Source organism: Parashewanella hymeniacidonis (genome assembly GCF_016900895.1).
GTDB classification, from domain to species: domain Bacteria; phylum Pseudomonadota; class Gammaproteobacteria; order Enterobacterales; family Shewanellaceae; genus Parashewanella; species Parashewanella hymeniacidonis.
In genome coordinates, this window is sequence record NZ_JAFEUN010000301.1 from 1 (window position 1) to 1,100 (window position 1,100).

General features: G+C 45.8%; 1 pseudogene. It reads right to left on the reverse strand.

The window, feature by feature from the left end:
- Positions 1-1,052: pseudogene (locus JQC92_RS22445) on the reverse strand (hypothetical protein); the annotation flags it as partial.
- Between the last annotated feature and the right edge of the window lie 48 nt (positions 1,053-1,100).

Sequence of the window (1,100 nt, forward strand, 5' to 3'; positions counted from 1 at the left end):
TCTATGAACTTATCTTCTGATAACTTCCCTTCCTTCAGTAACTCCGCCAGCACCTTCATAAACGCAGCCACCGTATCATGCTGACCCTCTTGCAGCGCCATCCATAGTCCAGGTATTTCGTCACCATCTTTCGCTGCTGCCAGCGCTTTGAACTTATCTTCTGATAACTTCCCTTCCCTCAGTAACTCCGCCAGCACCTTCATAAACGCAGTCACCGTATCATGCTGACCATTTTGCTGCGCTAGGCATAGTCCAGGTGTTTCGTCACGTCTTTTTCCCGCTGCCAGCGCTATGAACTTATCTGCTGATAACTTCCCTTCCTTCAGTAACTCCAACAGCACCTTCATAAACGCAGTCACCGTATCATGATGACCATTTTGCAGCGCCAGAAATAGTCCAGGTGTTTCGTCACGTCTTTTTCCCGCTGCCAGCGCCATGAACTTATCTTCTGATAACTTCCCTGCCTTCAGTAACTCCACCAGCACCTTCATAAACGCAGCCACCGTCTCATGATGACCATTTTGCAGCGCCAGACATAGTCCAGGTGTTTCGTCACCATCTTTCCCCGCGGCCAGCGCTATGAACTTATCTACTGATAACTTCCCTTCCCTCAGTAACTCCGCCAGCACCTTCATAAACGCAGCCACCGTATCATGCTGACCGTTTTTCTGCGCTAGATGCACACACCTTTTTTTTTGAGAATCTGATAACTTTAAAAAATTATTATCAGTCAGACGTAATTCACGAAAGCATGCGGAGAAATCTGAAATAGTACGACCTTTTCCGAAGACAATATTAATATTGGCAAGCCACAACCCATCACGAGCGTACTTTTCACCTGTAATGTTAAGTAAAAGTTTACTCGTTATAGCTGCCTCATACAGAGTATTATCGTGACTCACGGACAGCCAGCTTGAACCATCAAACCCAATTTGAACCGCATGACTGACATAAGTAATAACCAATGAGAATGGCATGTCATGGGAACGCATCTCTTTAAGGCAGCAGGTCAGTGATTTTCGATTGAAAGAGCACAAAAAAGTCTCAGCCACGCAAGGTCTGCACTTTTTGCGCTCATCATGAAGGGTATCTTTTTCATC